Origin of the sequence: Enterobacter cloacae complex sp. SHL018, assembly GCF_049237905.1 — a bacterium.
Classification (GTDB): Bacteria; Pseudomonadota; Gammaproteobacteria; order Enterobacterales; family Enterobacteriaceae; genus Enterobacter; species Enterobacter hormaechei_C.
Genome location: NZ_JBMKJE010000001.1, coordinates 290,775 through 305,257, shown reverse-complemented (window position 1 = coordinate 305,257; position 14,483 = coordinate 290,775). Strand labels below are relative to the sequence as shown.

At 58.2% G+C, this 14,483-nt stretch carries 14 protein-coding genes; 5 read left to right on the top strand and 9 right to left on the bottom strand.

The genetic code is table 11. From position 1 onward, the window contains the following. Positions 1-36: 36 nt before the first annotated feature. From ACOTY5_RS01595 to nfsB, 3 genes are all read left to right on the top strand, one after another. Complete coding sequence (locus ACOTY5_RS01595; protein WP_045142079.1) at positions 37-627, top strand: TetR/AcrR family transcriptional regulator; 591 nt, start codon at positions 37-39, stop codon at positions 625-627. Next, positions 617-985, top strand: coding sequence for an MmcQ/YjbR family DNA-binding protein (locus ACOTY5_RS01590; RefSeq protein WP_017382552.1), 369 nt, complete (start codon positions 617-619; stop codon positions 983-985). Before ACOTY5_RS01595 ends, ACOTY5_RS01590 begins: the two co-directional genes overlap by 11 nt. 120 nt (positions 986-1,105) lie before the next feature. Then, the gene (gene nfsB, locus ACOTY5_RS01585; RefSeq protein ID WP_003858884.1) at positions 1,106-1,759 is read left to right on the top strand and encodes an oxygen-insensitive NAD(P)H nitroreductase; all 654 of its coding nucleotides are present in this window, start codon (positions 1,106-1,108) and stop codon (positions 1,757-1,759) included. A gap of 36 nt (positions 1,760-1,795) precedes the next feature. Here nfsB and ACOTY5_RS01580 read toward each other — a convergent pair whose 3' ends face one another. From ACOTY5_RS01580 to ACOTY5_RS01570, 3 genes are all read right to left on the bottom strand, one after another. Beyond that, positions 1,796-2,083, bottom strand: a complete 288-nt coding sequence (locus ACOTY5_RS01580) for a helix-turn-helix domain-containing protein (protein ID WP_015571209.1) — start codon at positions 2,081-2,083, stop codon at positions 1,796-1,798. Then, positions 2,064-2,393: a type II toxin-antitoxin system RelE/ParE family toxin gene (locus ACOTY5_RS01575; protein WP_045142077.1), complete on the bottom strand. Its 330-nt coding sequence runs from the start codon at positions 2,391-2,393 to the stop codon at positions 2,064-2,066. The genes ACOTY5_RS01580 and ACOTY5_RS01575 overlap by 20 nt, the downstream gene beginning before the upstream one ends. Before the next feature lie 139 nt (positions 2,394-2,532). After that, positions 2,533-3,402, bottom strand: coding sequence for a helix-turn-helix transcriptional regulator (locus tag ACOTY5_RS01570; protein WP_045142076.1), 870 nt, complete (start codon positions 3,400-3,402; stop codon positions 2,533-2,535). 107 nt (positions 3,403-3,509) lie between these two features. On the opposite strand from ACOTY5_RS01570, the gene ACOTY5_RS01565 reads away from it, so the two are divergent. Further along, the gene (locus ACOTY5_RS01565; RefSeq protein WP_015571211.1) at positions 3,510-4,946 is read left to right on the top strand and encodes an MFS transporter; all 1,437 of its coding nucleotides are present in this window, start codon (positions 3,510-3,512) and stop codon (positions 4,944-4,946) included. Between the two features lie 67 nt (positions 4,947-5,013). Then, entirely contained in the window at positions 5,014-6,258 is a 1,245-nt protein-coding gene (locus ACOTY5_RS01560; protein ID WP_015571212.1) for a mechanosensitive ion channel family protein, read from the top strand. Here the strand turns inward: ACOTY5_RS01560 and ACOTY5_RS01555 are convergent, their stop codons facing one another. From ACOTY5_RS01555 to ACOTY5_RS01530, 6 genes are all read right to left on the bottom strand, one after another. Continuing rightward, entirely contained in the window at positions 6,259-7,230 is a 972-nt protein-coding gene (locus ACOTY5_RS01555) for a LacI family DNA-binding transcriptional regulator (RefSeq protein WP_045142075.1), read from the bottom strand. 75 nt (positions 7,231-7,305) lie between these two features. Then, positions 7,306-8,448 carry a Gfo/Idh/MocA family protein gene (locus ACOTY5_RS01550; protein WP_032682234.1) on the bottom strand — a complete coding sequence of 381 codons (1,143 nt, stop codon included), beginning with the start codon at positions 8,446-8,448 and terminating at the stop codon, positions 7,306-7,308. Then, complete coding sequence (locus ACOTY5_RS01545; protein WP_023296060.1) at positions 8,441-9,466, bottom strand: sugar phosphate isomerase/epimerase family protein; 1,026 nt, start codon at positions 9,464-9,466, stop codon at positions 8,441-8,443. Before ACOTY5_RS01545 ends, ACOTY5_RS01550 begins: the two co-directional genes overlap by 8 nt. Positions 9,467-9,481: 15 nt before the next feature. Next, positions 9,482-10,717, bottom strand: a complete 1,236-nt coding sequence (locus tag ACOTY5_RS01540; RefSeq protein ID WP_421631819.1) for an MFS transporter — start codon at positions 10,715-10,717, stop codon at positions 9,482-9,484. Positions 10,718-11,011: 294 nt separating this feature from the next. Beyond that, the gene (gene pheP, locus ACOTY5_RS01535) at positions 11,012-12,400 is read right to left on the bottom strand and encodes a phenylalanine transporter (protein ID WP_421631818.1); all 1,389 of its coding nucleotides are present in this window, start codon (positions 12,398-12,400) and stop codon (positions 11,012-11,014) included. A gap of 102 nt (positions 12,401-12,502) precedes the next feature. Further along, on the bottom strand, positions 12,503-14,476 hold the full coding sequence (locus ACOTY5_RS01530; RefSeq protein WP_023296058.1) for a PhoX family protein: 1,974 nt from the start codon (positions 14,474-14,476) through the stop codon (positions 12,503-12,505). Positions 14,477-14,483 lie beyond the last annotated feature (7 nt).

The window sequence follows — 14,483 nt, the reverse complement described above, 5'->3', positions numbered from 1 at the left end:
ATCAGGGCTTTTACAATTGACGGGAGGAAAAATTTAGTGGCACGTCCGAAGAGTGAAGATAAAAAACAGGCCTTACTGGAAGCAGCAACGGCTGCGTTTGCGCAGTCAGGTATTGCCGCCTCAACGGCGTTAATTGCCCGTAATGCGGGCGTCGCTGAAGGGACACTGTTTCGCTACTTTGCTACCAAAGACGATCTGCTGAATGCCCTCTACCTGCATCTGAAGCAGGATCTCTGCCAGACCATGCTGGCGAATCTCGATCGCACCATCACCGAGCCAAAAGAGCATACCCGCAATATCTGGAACAGCTATGTAGACTGGGGCATTCGTAACCCCCTGGCGCATGCGGCTATCCGCCAGATTGGCGTCAGTGAAAAGCTGAACGCCGAAACCGAGCAGGCGGTGAAAGACATGTTCCCGGAACTGCATGAACTGTGTCGTCGTTCGATCCGCCCGGTGTTTATGTCTGACGAGTTTAAGACCTTCGGTGATGCAATGTTCTTATCGCTGGCTGAAACCACCATGGAGTTTGCCGCGCGCGATCCGTCCCGTGCCGTCGATTTTAAAGCGCTGGGCTTTGAAGTCATGTGGCGCGGGCTTGCTGAGGAAGATAACCATGGACAGTAAATCCTTGCAGGAACATGCCAGACGCGTCGCGCTGGAGAGGCCTTTTACCGAACATTGCTGGCCGTTTGGCCCGGAGTATGACGTGTTTAAGGTGGGCGGGAAAATTTTTATGCTGATGGCGACCGCACACGGTCGGGCCCACGTCAGCCTGAAATCCGATCCGGAAAAATCGCTGCTCAATCAGCAGATCTACCGTGGCGTGGAGCCCGGTTACCATCTGAATAAAAAACACTGGATCTCACTTTATGGCACGGACGACATCACGCCTGAACTGGTCACCGACCTGATTACGGATTCGTGGAATCTGGTCGTTGATAAACTGCCGAAAAAAGATCAGAAGTGGATTCGGCCAGCCTGATTGTTCGTCTGAGACGAACAGAATAAGCGCTCGAATCGCACTTATCTTTTCCCGCTTCGCGCGGTAATCTGCTTTCCTTTCACGCCCGCCCGCGGGCGAATTTCATCACCAGGAGTTGTTATGGATATTATTTCTGTCGCCCTGAAACGCCACTCTACCAAGGCGTTCGACCCAGCCAAAAAACTGACCGCAGAAGAAGCGGAAAAAATCAAAACGCTGCTGCAATACAGCCCGTCCAGCACCAACTCCCAGCCGTGGCACTTTATTGTTGCCAGCACTGAAGAGGGTAAAGCGCGCGTGGCAAAATCCGCGGCGGGCACCTATGTGTTTAACGAACGCAAAATGCTGGATGCCTCTCACGTGGTGGTGTTCTGCGCGAAAACCGCGATGGACGATGCCTGGCTTGAGCGCGTTGTCGATCAGGAAGAGGCTGACGGCCGTTTCGCCACGCCAGAAGCAAAAGCCGCGAACCATAAAGGCCGCTGCTATTTTGCCGACATGCACCGCGTGGATCTGAAAGATGACGACCAGTGGATGGCGAAGCAGGTTTACCTGAACGTCGGCAACTTCCTGCTGGGCGTGGCCGCGATGGGCCTCGATGCGGTCCCCATCGAAGGGTTTGACGCCGCGATCCTCGACGAAGAGTTTGGCCTGAAAGAGAAAGGCTTCACCAGCCTGGTGGTGGTCCCGGTCGGGCATCACAGCGTGGAAGATTTCAACGCCACGCTGCCGAAATCTCGCCTGCCGCTGAGCACGATTGTGACTGAATGCTAAGCGCTTCTGGCACGCCGGCTATCGGCGTGCCCGTTTTCAGTAAAGCGTTATCTGCGGATGCTTTACCCCGCACACCAGCGCATAACGCGTTAATGTATCGAGACTCGCCCGGGTAATATTTGCTTCCATTCGTGATACCGTCGGTGCGCTGACGCCCATCCGCTCCGCCACCTGGGCGCGCGTCAGACCAGCATGATTGCGCCATTGCGCCAGCATCTCCCGCAGGCGTTCCTTGCGCTCTTCTGCATCAAAGGAAGCCTGAACTTCTGAATCGCTTAACAGTTCAGCTCTGAGTTCGTCCCAGTCAATAATCTTTTTGCTCATCCAACATCTCCTGTTGTCGTTTCAGTGCCAGACGGAGTTCAGCAGAGGGCGTTTTTTGCGTCTTCTTGATAAACACCCGCGGCAGAAAAATGGTTCTTTCCCGCTGATAAACGTAGATCCCACGAGTATGGATCAGCCCGACGGTTCGGATTTCGAACAAACCATTGGGTAAGGGTTTGCTGTCAGGTTCACGCAATACTGTCGGGTTGTTGCGTAATTTATCAAGCTGGCGAATCAGCTTCGCCTGTACTCCCGCAGGCAATGAGAGGATCTCCTCCCTGACTGCCGCATGAACGATAAGTCTGAACACTGTATTTCATCCCTGATAATATTAGCATGTAAGGCAATTTGCATTAAAGGCTAATTTTGCCTTTCGTGATTCACCTTACCAGCTTATTCCAGGCAGGACCGGATCCGCGTTGATTCCCTGAAAGCCCCTCGCAAAAAACTTATTTCCCCTGCTCCGCCAGCCACGCCATCGCCCTCTCCCCTGCCTCATCCACGGGTAAATAGACCAGCAGCCGCGATCCGTTTCGCGGGGCGGAGTACCAGTACATCTGCTGGAGATGAAAATCCCCCAGCTCGGGATGGGTGAACAGCTTGAGCTGGTTCTCCACACCGCGCACGTCGTTACGCTGGTGCCACAGGGTTTTGAACTCTTCGGACACCGCAAAAAAACGCGCCAGCTTCGCTTCCCAGAGCGGGTCGCCACGGTGCTCAGCCATGGCCGCGCGGAAGTAGGAGACGAAAATCGGCAGCACGTCGTCACGTTTGCCGAGCCGCGCGCGCCACGCCGGATGGGTGAGGAACAGGTAAATACAGTTGCGATCTTCCGGCGGGATGGCTTTGAAATCGACGCCCATCAGGTGTCCGAAGCTGTCGTTCCAGGCCACGATATCGAAATTCGGTTTCTGAATACTGGCTGGTTTCGGCATCAGGGTATCCAGCAGGCGACGCGTGCCTTCGCTGATCCCCTCGCAACACACCGCCTGCGGGGCTTCGCCCGGCGGCAAACCGGCGAGCACAAAAAGATGTCGGGCTTCGGTCGGGGTGCATTGCAGCGCTTTTGCGATGGCGGCCATCACCGCGCTGGACGGATTGACGTCCCGGCCCTGTTCCAGCCAGGTGTACCAGGTCACGCCGACATCCGCGAGCATCGCCACCTCCTCTCGCCGCAGGCCCGGCGTGCGGCGGCGGCCGCTGCGCGGTAAGCCGAGCCGCTGCGGATCGAGGCTTTCGCGCCGGGCACGCAAAAACGCGCCCAGCTGCTTGCGGGTGTCATCCTGGAGAGAGGTGACAGGTTCAGACATCAGCGCCATAACATCTCCTGCATGGTAGTGTCAGTACCAGTATAAGCAAGAACTGGTACCCGTTTATCAGATGGTTGATGCTACGACTCTACGCTGTTTGACGCAATGGAGTCACCATGAATACGTCAGTTGTTTCACCGGGTCGTGCGGGCCTGATATTGCTGTTAACCGGCCAGATGCTGCCGCTGATTGATACCTCAATCACCAACGTGGCGCTGGATTCCATCACCCATTCGTTACACGCCACCGCCACCGAACTGGAGCTGATCGTCGCCCTCTACGGCGTGGCCTTTGCCGTCTGCCTGGCCCCCGGCAGCAAGCTGGGCGATAACCTTGGCCGCCGTCGCCTGTTTATGTGGGGCGTGGCGTGTTTTGGCCTGGCCTCACTGCTGTGCGGCATGGCGGGCAATATCGAACAGTTGCTTGGCGCGCGCATTATGCAGGGTGCGGGCGCCGCGCTGATCATGCCGCAAATTCTCGCGACGTTGCATGTGACGTTAAAAGGAACGGCACACGCCAGAGCGATCAGCCTGTTTGGAGGTATCGGCGGAATTGCGTTTATCGTCGGCCAGATGGGTGGCGGCTGGCTGGTGTCGGCGGACATCGCCGGGCTGGGCTGGCGCAACGCCTTCTTTATCAACGTGCCGATTTGTCTGGTGGTGCTGGCGCTGAGCCGTCGCTACGTGCCGGAAACCCGCCGCGACACGCCGTCGCGCATTGACTGGACCGGGACTGTCCTGCTGACGGCGATACTGTGCTGTCTGCTGTTCCCGATGGCGCTCGGCCCGCAGTGGCACTGGTCGTGGCCGCTGAAGGCCGCCCTGCTGGCGATTGTGCCACTGGCCTGTTTGATGGTGCTGAACGCGCGCAAAAAAGAGCGTGAGAATGCCCATCCGCTCATCGCGCCGCGCCTGTTACAGCTGCGCAGCATCCGCTTTGGCGTGCTGATTGGGATACTCTTTTTCAGCGTCTGGTCCGGGTTTATGTTCTGCATGGCGCTGACCATGCAAAGCGGTCTGGGAATGGCGCCGTGGCAGTCCGGGAACAGCTTTATCGCGCTTGGCGTCACCTATTTTATTTCTGCCTGGTTCGCCCCACGCCTGATTGCCCGCTACAGCACCAGCGCCATCCTGCTGACCGGGCTTGCGATTCAGCTTGTCGGCCTGGTGGCGCTGATCGCCACGTTCCGTCACTGGGGAATGCAGAATACCGCGCTGACGCTGGCCCCGGCCACCGGGCTGGTGGGTTACGGGCAGGCGCTGATTGTAAACAGCTTCTACCGTATCGGGATGCGCGATATTCAGCCTGACGACGCGGGGGCCGCGAGCGCGATTTTAAGCACGCTGCAACAGGCTGCGCTGGGGCTTGGCCCGGCCATTTTCGGCGCGATTTTGCTGCACGGGCTGCAAAATCATCACGGAGATTACACCCAGGCGGTCAACGTCTTCCTGATGGTGGAAACGGCCATGATGGTGGTGCTGGCGCTGGTCACGCTGCGTATGCGTCATCGTCTGTGTTTACCGGTCGTCAAGGCCTGTCCGGCGACAAAATAAAACTGCCTGAATTTGCATAATAGATCCGCAGCCGCCATTATGGGGCTGCATCAATACAGGAGACGTTATGCAGGAATTAATTGCTCAGGTTGAAGAGTTAGGGATTGAAATTAATCACACCACCTCTTTAGTGATTATCTTTGGTATTATTTTTCTTACAGCCATTATCGTTCATTTTATTCTGCACAAAGTGGTGCTGCGCGCATTCGAGAAACGCGCCCAGGCCAGCAGTCATTTATGGTTGCAGATCATTACGCAGAACAAATTATTTCACCGTCTGGCGTTTACCCTCCAGGGGATAATCGTCAACGTTCAGGCGGTTCTGTGGCTGCAAAAAGGCAGCGAAGCGGCGGAATTACTCACCACCTGCGCGAAATTGTGGGTGATGGTTTATGCCCTGCTCTCCTTCTTCTCGTTGCTGGACGTGATTTTCAATCTGTCGCAGAAAATGGCCACCGCCTCGCAGCTGCCGCTGAAGGGGATATTCCAGGGCGTTAAGCTGGTGAGTGCCATTCTGGTGGGGATACTGATTATCTCCCTGCTGATCGGTCAGTCACCCGCCATTCTGATAAGCGGCCTGGGTGCGATGGCTGCCGTTCTGATGCTGGTCTTTAAAGACCCGATACTGGGCTTAGTGGCGGGCATTCAGCTCTCCGCCAACGACATGCTCAAGCTCGGCGACTGGCTGGAGATGCCGAAGTACGGCGCCAACGGCACGGTGACCGACATCGGCCTGACCACCGTTAAAGTGCGCAACTTCGATAACACCATCACCACCATCCCGACCTGGGCGCTGGTGTCCGATGCGTTCATCAACTGGAGCGGCATGTCCGCCTCCGGTGGTCGCCGCATCAAGCGTAGCCTGAATATCGATACCACCAGCATTCATTTCCTCGACGAGCAGGAGCAGCAGAAACTGATTCAGGCGAAACTGCTGAAGCCGTATCTGGCGGCGCGTCATGAGGAAATTAACCTGTGGAATCAGCAGAACGGCGAAGGGGAATCGGTATTAAACCTGCGCAAGATGACCAATATCGGCACCTTCCGTGCCTACCTGAATGAATATCTGCGTAACCACCCGCGCATTCGCAAAGATATGACGCTGATGGTGCGCCAGCTCGCGCCGGATGCCAACGGGCTGCCGATTGAAATATATGCCTTTACCAACACGGTGATCTGGGCGGAATACGAAGATATTCAGGCCGACATCTTCGATCATATTTTCGCGGTGGTAGATGAATTTGGCCTGCGTATTCACCAGTCGCCAACCGGAAACGATATTCGCTCGCTGGCTGGCGTCATCGCCAGATAATCAGGAGCTGGCGCGGGAAATAAAGCGCCAGTCCATCATGACCCTTTCCGTGGGCGCATCCGGGTTGTCGATCTTATTTAACAGCAGATTGACCGCCTTGCGCCCGATATCCCGCGACGGCTGTTCAATAGTGGTGAGTGAAATCATCTCCGCCAGCTCAGTGCCGTCAAAGCCGACCACCGCGATATCTTCTGGCACCCGCAGCCCTGCCTGCTGAATGGCGCGCAGCGCCCCCGCCGCCAGCGTATCGGAAACGGCAAACACCGCATCCGGCGGGTTTGCTTTTAACAGATGTTGCATCGCCGCCATGCCCGCACCAGAGCTGAGCTCACTGGCGTACTCCACCGCCTGATAATCCAGATCCCGCAGGTGTATGACGCTCTTATAGCCGCGCTCGCGCAGACGGGCATATTTGTAGCTGAGGTCGTGGTTGATGAGCGCAATGCGTTTGCGTCCCCCGTCGGCAAGCTGGCTGACAACGTGCTGGGAGGCATCAACATCATTAATCCCCACGCAGGAGACCGCGCCCGCATCGGCGTATTCAGCGCACTGCACCCACGGCGCGTTGCCAATCAGCGCGGCCAGCTCCGGCAGTTTCGAGAACGCATCCATGGTGATAATGCCGTCGACGATTTTGCCGGAGAGCAGGCTTAAGCCCGAGCGGGAGCGCTCAATATCCGAGCCGGAGTTGCACAGCAGAATGCGATAGCCGTTCTTTTCTGCCTCGGCTTCAATGCCCTTCACCACTTCGGCGCAGAACGGGTTGGCGATGTTCGAGACCATCACCAGGATCATATAGCTGCGGGCAGTGCGCAGCTGACGCGCCAGCAGATTGGGCTGATAGTTACTCTCCTGGATCGCCTGCAAAACGCGCTCGCGGTTTTTCGCCTTCACGGTATCGCTGTTATTCAGTACGCGGGAGACCGTTGCCACGGATACCCCGGCCAGTTGAGCGATTTTCTGAATTGACATAGTGACGATACATCCTGCGGTTAGCGTTTTGTGCAGGCTACCATAAATTGATTGCCCGGCGAACCGGGCAATGCGTCAGTATTCCACGCGCACCCAGCGCTGCTGCTGATGACTTTTCATAATCGCATCAATGATATACATCACACAGGCGCCATCGTGGAAGGTGGCAAACTGCGGATTATCCGGCATCGCGCCCGCCTGCACGGCACGGTAAAACTGCGCCATCATATTTTTAAAGGCATCCGGCCAGCCTTCAATGTGCCCGCCGGGGAAGTGGGCGCTGTCGGCCACGTCACGGTTCATCAGGCCCGGATCGTCGCTGAGAATCTGGTTTGCCCTGGCGCGATGGCCGACCCACAGCTGCTGCGGGATTTCCTGATCCCACGCCACCGACTGCTCGCTGCCGTTAATTTCAAAGGTCAGGCGATTTTTTCGCCCCGCGCTCACCTGCGAGACGCTAAAGCTGCCCTTGCTGCCGTCGTCAAAGCGGAACAGCACCGAGCCAAAGTCTTCGGTGGTGACCGGTTTGTCTTCATACTCCGCCTGCTCGTCATGGGAGAAGGTCTGATGACCGCCCGCGCTGGCCTTGCGCGTCGGCCAGACGGTGGATAAATCAGCCATCACCTCGGTAATGCGCCTGCCGGTCACATACTGTACCGTATCGCACCAGTGGGAGCCGATATCCGCCACCGCCCGCGACGCGCCGCCGAGCGCGGCATCCACCCGCCAGTTGTAGTCGGTTTCCAGCAGCATCCAGTCCTGTAAATAGCTGCCGTGCGAAGCAAACAGCCGCCCGAGGCTGCCCGTACGCATCATGCTCGCCGCCTGGCGCACCATCGCAAACTGGCGATAGACAAAACTCACGCCATGCACCACACCTGCCTGCTCCGCCAGCGCCACCAGCTCGCGCGCCTCGTCCGGCGTCATGCACAGCGGCTTTTCGGAAAACACGTGCTTGCCCGCACGCAGGATCTGGCAGTTAATCTCCGCGTGCAGGTGGTTCGGCGTGCAGTTGTGCACCGCGTGCAGATTAGGGAGCGCGAGCAGTTCCTCCACGCTGGCACAGGCGTGCGGCACATTGAGCTGGTGCGCCTTTTCCTGCGCCTTAACGAGCGAGCCGTCACAGAGCGCGACCACCTGCACAAACCCGAGACGCCTGAGCGCCTCGATATGTGCCGGGCCAATAAACCCGCTGCCGATAATCCCGACGTTAATCATGGCTGCCCCCTGCGGCGAAATCATCAAACGCCCGTCCGGAAACCGGGATGATATGACGGCGGATAAATTCACTGCCCTCACTCGCGCCGGTATCGCCATCCTTCAGGCAGCATTCCCACTCCAGCACCGCCCAGCCGTCGTAGTCGTACTGGGTCAGCTTGCTGAAAATGCCCTTAAAGTCGATCTGTCCGTCGCCGGGCGAGCGGAAGCGTCCGGCGCGGTTGATCCACGGTTGGTAGCCGCCGTAGACGCCGCTGCGCCCGCTGGGGCGGAACTCGGCGTCCTTCACGTGGAACGCTTTAATGCGCGCATGGTAGATATCAATAAAGGTCAGATAGTCCATCTGCTGGAGCAGCATATGGCTTGGATCGTAGAGAATATTACAGCGCGGATGGTTATCGACCAGCGCCAGAAAACGCTCGAAGGTGACGCCGTCGTGCAGATCTTCCCCCGGATGCAGCTCAAAGCAGACGTCCACGCCCTGCTCGTCGAAGGTATCCAGAATCGGCCGCCAGCGGGCTGCCAGCTCCCCGAATGCATCCTGAAAACGCTGCTCGTTGTGCGGCGGCCACGGGTAGAAAAACGGCCAGGCCAGCGATCCGGAGAAGGTGGCGTGTGCTTTGAGGCCTAATCGGGCCGAGGCAACCGCCGCCTGCTTCAGCTTCTCCGTCGCCCACGCCCGTCGCGCCGCATCGTTACCGCGCACGGAAGCAGGGGCGAAGTGGTCAAACGCCTCGCTGTAAACCGGGTTTACCGCAACAAGCTGCCCTTCCAGATGGGTCGACAGCTCGCTGATGACCAGCCCATGCGCGGCCAGCCTGGCGGTGATGTCGTCGCAGTAGGCCTGACTCTCTGCGGCTTTCTCCACATCAAAGATATGCGGATGGTTGCAGGGGATCTGCACCGCTTTGTAACCCTTCCCCGCCGCCCATCCTGCCAGCCCGTCGAGCGTGTTGAAGGGCGCTTCCCCGCCAATAAACTGCGACAGAAAAATGCCCGGTCCTTTCATTGTCCTCATACCACCTCCTGAACGTTACGCCTTGTCATCGTCATACTTAAACGTGAGAAGGAAAATTAGCGCGATCGCCGCGGCAGCCACCGCCGGGATCCACCAGAATGTGACCCACGCCTGCGGCACGGTCTGTCCTGCCACCAGGCGGTTGTAGAGCGCGCCGGAAATCTGAGAGCCGAGCAGCATGCCGATACCGTAGGTGAACATCACGATCATGCTCTGCGCCTGGCCTTTGACCTTTTCGCCCGCCACGCGGTCGGTGTAGATAAAGCCGACGACAAAGAAGAAATCGTAGCAGACGCCGTGGAGCAGAATGCCGAGATACAGCAGAATGCGCCCCTCCTCGCTGACGCCCAGCGCGAACATGGCATAACGTACAAACCACGCCAGCATGCCGATCAGCAGCATATATTTCACGCCCAGGCGGCGGAACAGCAGAGGAATAACCAGCATGAAGACGATCTCAGACATCTGCCCGAAGGACATGGCGGTGCTGACGTCGGCAATGCCGGCATCCGCCAGATACGAGGCGGTGTAGGCGTAATAGGTGCCGAGCGGGACGGAGATCAGCATCGCGCAGACGGAGAAAACGAAGAAGTGGCGGGTTTTAAGCAGCGCGAAGGCGTCCGCGCAGAAGAGATCCCGCACCTTTACCGGCAGGCCTTTTGCCGGGGCGGGCGTGTGCGGCAGCGTCAGGCTGTAGACCGCCAGCAACACGGAGCTTATCGCCGCCACCTGGAAGATGGTGACGCTGGACGCCACGCCGGTGACGCCGATGAAAATGCCCGCCGCGATCCAGCCGATGGTGCCGAACACACGCACTACCGGGAAGGTTTTATCCACGTTCGCCAGGCTGTGAAACGCAATGTTGTTGGTCAGCGCCAGCGTCGGCATATAGCAGAGCGTGTAGCCAAACAGCAGGCCAATCAGCAGCGCGCCGTTCTCAGCAATCAGCGCCCCCGGCACGAACCAGAGGATCGCCGCGCCTGCGAGGTGCATCACCGCCATCACCTTCTGCGAGTCAAAGAAGCGGTCCACCAGCATCCCGAGCACGAACGGCGAAAGAATGGAAGCGATGGGTCCGGCAGAGAACGCGTCGCCAATCAGCAAAGACATGTTGTGCTGAGTCATCACCAGGCCAAGCGTGACCGACCAGCTACCCCAGATAAAAAATTGCAGAAACATCATCAGCGACAGACGCGGCACCAGCAGCCGGTGCTGCGTTATCGCCTTTTCACTACTCTCAGTTGACACCATGATAAGCCTCACCCGGAAAAAGTAATCGATTACAAATTCGTTCAAATGAAAAGTAATCGATTACAAAACAAAGATCCTGTGGATCAAAACAGAATTGGGAGGGGAGTCACGATAAAGGTGAAGGGGAGGTGCCGGGTGACGGCTGCGCCTTACCCGGCCTACTAAATAACGTCCCCGAACATGTAGGCCCGGTAAGCGCAGCGCCACCGGGCGTGAAGGCGGGTGCGGTCTGGTTTGGTGCGGTCTGGTGCCCTCACCCCGGCCCTCTCCCACAGGGAGAGGGAGAAAACCGCGCTACTTTTTGCGTGAAAGCTTAAACGCGATGACCAGGAACACCACCCACACCGGCAGCAGCATCGCTGACAGGCGCATCTCATCCATGGTGCACATCAGCACCAGAATCAGGCCGAGGAAGGCGATACAGAGGTAGTTCCCCGCCGGATAGAGCAGCGCTTTAAACTGGGTCTCGCGCCCTTTGCGGCGCATCGCCGCGCGGAAGCGCAGGTGCGCCAGGCAGATCATGATCCAGTTCAGCAGCAGCGTGGCGACAACCAGCGCCATCAGCAGGCCAAACGCCTCTTTCGGCAGCAGATAGTTAATCAGCACCACCAGCGAGGTGATAGCGCCAGACAGGAACAACGAATTGATCGGCACGCCGCGACGGCTGACGCGGGTGAGGAACTTCGGCGCGTTGCCCTGTACGGAGAGGCCAAACAGCATGCGGCTGTTGGAGTAAACCCCGCTGTTGTAAACCGACAATGACGCCACGAGAATGACGAAGTTCAGCGCCGAAGCCACCACGTTGCTGTTCAAATCGTGGAAGATCATCACGAACGGGCTGCTGTCAGATTTCACTTCTACCCACGGATAGAGCGCCAGCAGCACCACCAGCGAGCCGATATAGAACAGCAGGATACGGTATACCACCTGGTTGACCGCTTTCGGAATGCTTTTGTGCGGATCGCGCGCTTCAGCCGCGGTGATGCCAATCAGCTCCAGCCCGCCGAAGGAGAACATAATGACTGCCAGCGAGAGGATCAGCCCTTTCCAGCCGGTCGCCAGAAAGCCGCCGTGCTGCCACAGGTTGTCGATGCTTGCGCGCTCGCCGCCATGACCGGAGAACAGCAGCCACAGGCCAAAGCCGATCATGCCAATAATCGCCAGCACCTTGATCAGCGCAAACCAGAACTCGGTCTCGCCATACAGGCGCACGTTCACAAGGTTAACGGCGTTAATGATGATGAAGAAGGCCGCGGCCCAAATCCACGTCGGCACGTCCGGGAGCCAGTACTGCATATAGATGCCAGCGGCGGTCAGCTCTGCCATGCCCACCAGCACGAACATCACCCAGTAGTTCCAGCCGGAGAGGAAGCCTGCGAACGGCCCCCAGTATTTATAGGCAAAGTGTGCGAAGGAGCCGGACACCGGCTCTTCAACGACCATCTCGCCGAGCTGGCGCATGATCAGGAAGGCGATAATCCCGGCGATAGCGTAACCCAGCAGAACCGCCGGGCCAGCCATTTGAATGGCGGGGCCGATGCCGAGAAACAGCCCGGTACCGATCGCGCCGCCAAGGGCAATTAACTGAATATGTCGATTTTGCAAACCACGTTGCAGCGTCGGACTCTGATCCGACGAAGCTTCAGCGCTACCATGGCCTGAAGCGGATGACGCGTCTTTCACGCCCTACCCCTGTCTCTTTTTTAGAAGGGGCACGTTTTAACACTTCATGCTGGTGGTAGCAAGCTTAACGCCGGGCCAGCGCATGCGCCCGGCGGATAAACGTCACGACCCGATGATCCCGCCGTCAGCTTTGGTAATCACCACCGTTGACGATCGCGGACGCCCGTTCGGGCTGGCGTCTGGCCAGTTGGAAACAGCGCGCGGATTGGCCGGGTCGGTAATATCATCCCCGCCCTCCCCCGGATGCTGAATGTTGATAAACAGCGTGCGGTTGTCCGGCGTAAATGCAATGCCGGTGATTTCACATCCGCGCGGCCCGGTCAGAAAACGGCGATACTCGTTGGTACCCGGAATGGTGGCGACCATCTGGTTATTGCCCATCCCCTCGTACGCTTTCTTATTGATGGTGCTGGAGGAGACGTCGGTCTGGATCCACAGGACGCCCTGGTGATCGAACGACAACCCATCAGGGCTGCCGAATGCCGCGCCCTGCATGGAGCCTTTGGCCTTCGGATCGTCGCCGTCGGTACGCCCGGCCATAACCAGAATATCCCACTTAAAGCGTGCGGCGGCAGGATCGGCACCCTCTTCGTGCCAGTGCATGATGTGACCAAACACGTTGTTGGCGCGCGGGTTAGCGGCATCGACCGGTGCCTTCCCCTCTTTACCGCGATCGCTGTTGTTGGTGAGCGTACAGTAGACGCTGCCGCTGGCGTGCGGATCGACGGCAATCCACTCGGGACGATCCATTTTCGTTGCCCCCACCGCGTCGGCCGCCAGGCGGGTTTTGATCAGCAGATCGCCCTGGCTTTCAAACCCGTTGCTTTTATCCAGGCCATTTTGCCCGAAGATCAGCGGCAGCCAGTCGCCGCTTCCGTCCTGGTTGAACCTGGCGACGTACAGCGTGCCGGACGTCAGCAGCTGCATATTGGCTTCCCGGTTCGCGGGATCGTATTTTTTGTCGGAGACAAACTTATAGATGTACTCAAACTTCTGGTCGTCGCCCATGTAGACCACCACGCGATTATCGGCGGCGAGCGTGACGGCGGCCCCCTCATGCTTGAAGCGGCCCAGCGCGGTGTGCTTGCGCGGGGTGGAGGTCGGGTTGTAGGGATCGATCTCCACCACCCAGCCGAAACGGTTGGGTTCGTTAGGGGTTTTATCGACGCTGAACCGCTCATCCACCTCGTTCCAGCGGTAGGACTCATCGCTGTCGCTGATGCCGTAGCGTTTTTCCAGCGGATTGAGATCGGCTTTTTTCACAAAAATGTCCGACCAGTTCTCCTCGCAGGTGAGATAGGTGCCCCACGGCGTGTGGCCGTTGGCGCAGTTCTGCATGGTGCCCAGAACGCGTTCCCCCTGCGGATCGGCGGCGGTTTTCATTAAATCCTGATGCCGCGCCGGGCCGGTAAGCTGCATCGGCGTATTGACGGTAATACGCCGGGCGAAGGAAGACGGACGCACCACCTCCCAGCCGCTGCCCGTTTTTTTCACTTCCACCACCGACACGCCCATCGCGTTCTGCCCCTTGCGGGCTTTATCGAGGCTCCAGTTCGCCGTACCGTCGGTAAACAGCATCCCGTTATCGATGTATTCATGGTTCAGCGCCAGCAGGCCATGTTCCGGGTTTTGCGCCCCCTGCGGCAGGCTAAACCACGCCATGCCATCGTGGTGCATACCCGCCTGCACAGCCTGTTCGTCTGTGGTATTGCTGGCGTCCGGCTTAAATGCCGGCATGTTGTCTTTGATTCCCGTCGGATCACCCCAGCGATAGAACGGGCGGGCAATATAGCCTTCTGGCACCCTGACCGTGTCTTCCGTGGAGACGTCGATGCTGGTAAAGCCCAGGGAAACCGCTTTTGCCAGCGCGGAAGGCTTCGATACCGCGGCAATGGCATTTTCGGGTGTGATCAGATACGGGAATGATACGGCGGCCCCCGCTACGGCCCCCATCTGGAGAAAACGGCGGCGGGAGAGGAACACCTCTGCAACCTCGGAGAATACCGGGTTAGCGCTGCGGTTACTGATATCGTCGCGATGTTCTTTTTTAAATACGGATTTGAGGGGTCTGCCCATAGCGGCT

What these genes read in the sequence shown, in the direction of transcription:
- ACOTY5_RS01590 (WP_017382552.1), top strand. Translation starts at nt 617, where the DNA reads ATGGACAGTAAATCCTTGCAGGAACATGCCAGACGCGTCGCGCTGGAG.
- nfsB (WP_003858884.1), top strand. Translation starts at nt 1,106, where the DNA reads ATGGATATTATTTCTGTCGCCCTGAAACGCCACTCTACCAAGGCGTTC.
- ACOTY5_RS01580 (WP_015571209.1), bottom strand. Translation starts at nt 2,083, where the DNA reads ATGAGCAAAAAGATTATTGACTGGGACGAACTCAGAGCTGAACTGTTA.
- ACOTY5_RS01570 (WP_045142076.1), bottom strand. Translation starts at nt 3,402, where the DNA reads ATGGCGCTGATGTCTGAACCTGTCACCTCTCTCCAGGATGACACCCGC.
- ACOTY5_RS01565 (WP_015571211.1), top strand. Translation starts at nt 3,510, where the DNA reads ATGAATACGTCAGTTGTTTCACCGGGTCGTGCGGGCCTGATATTGCTG.
- ACOTY5_RS01560 (WP_015571212.1), top strand. Translation starts at nt 5,014, where the DNA reads ATGCAGGAATTAATTGCTCAGGTTGAAGAGTTAGGGATTGAAATTAAT.
- ACOTY5_RS01555 (WP_045142075.1), bottom strand. Translation starts at nt 7,230, where the DNA reads ATGTCAATTCAGAAAATCGCTCAACTGGCCGGGGTATCCGTGGCAACG.
- ACOTY5_RS01550 (WP_032682234.1), bottom strand. Translation starts at nt 8,448, where the DNA reads ATGATTAACGTCGGGATTATCGGCAGCGGGTTTATTGGCCCGGCACAT.
- ACOTY5_RS01545 (WP_023296060.1), bottom strand. Translation starts at nt 9,466, where the DNA reads ATGAGGACAATGAAAGGACCGGGCATTTTTCTGTCGCAGTTTATTGGC.
- ACOTY5_RS01540 (WP_421631819.1), bottom strand. Translation starts at nt 10,717, where the DNA reads ATGGTGTCAACTGAGAGTAGTGAAAAGGCGATAACGCAGCACCGGCTG.
- ACOTY5_RS01530 (WP_023296058.1), bottom strand. Translation starts at nt 14,476, where the DNA reads ATGGGCAGACCCCTCAAATCCGTATTTAAAAAAGAACATCGCGACGAT.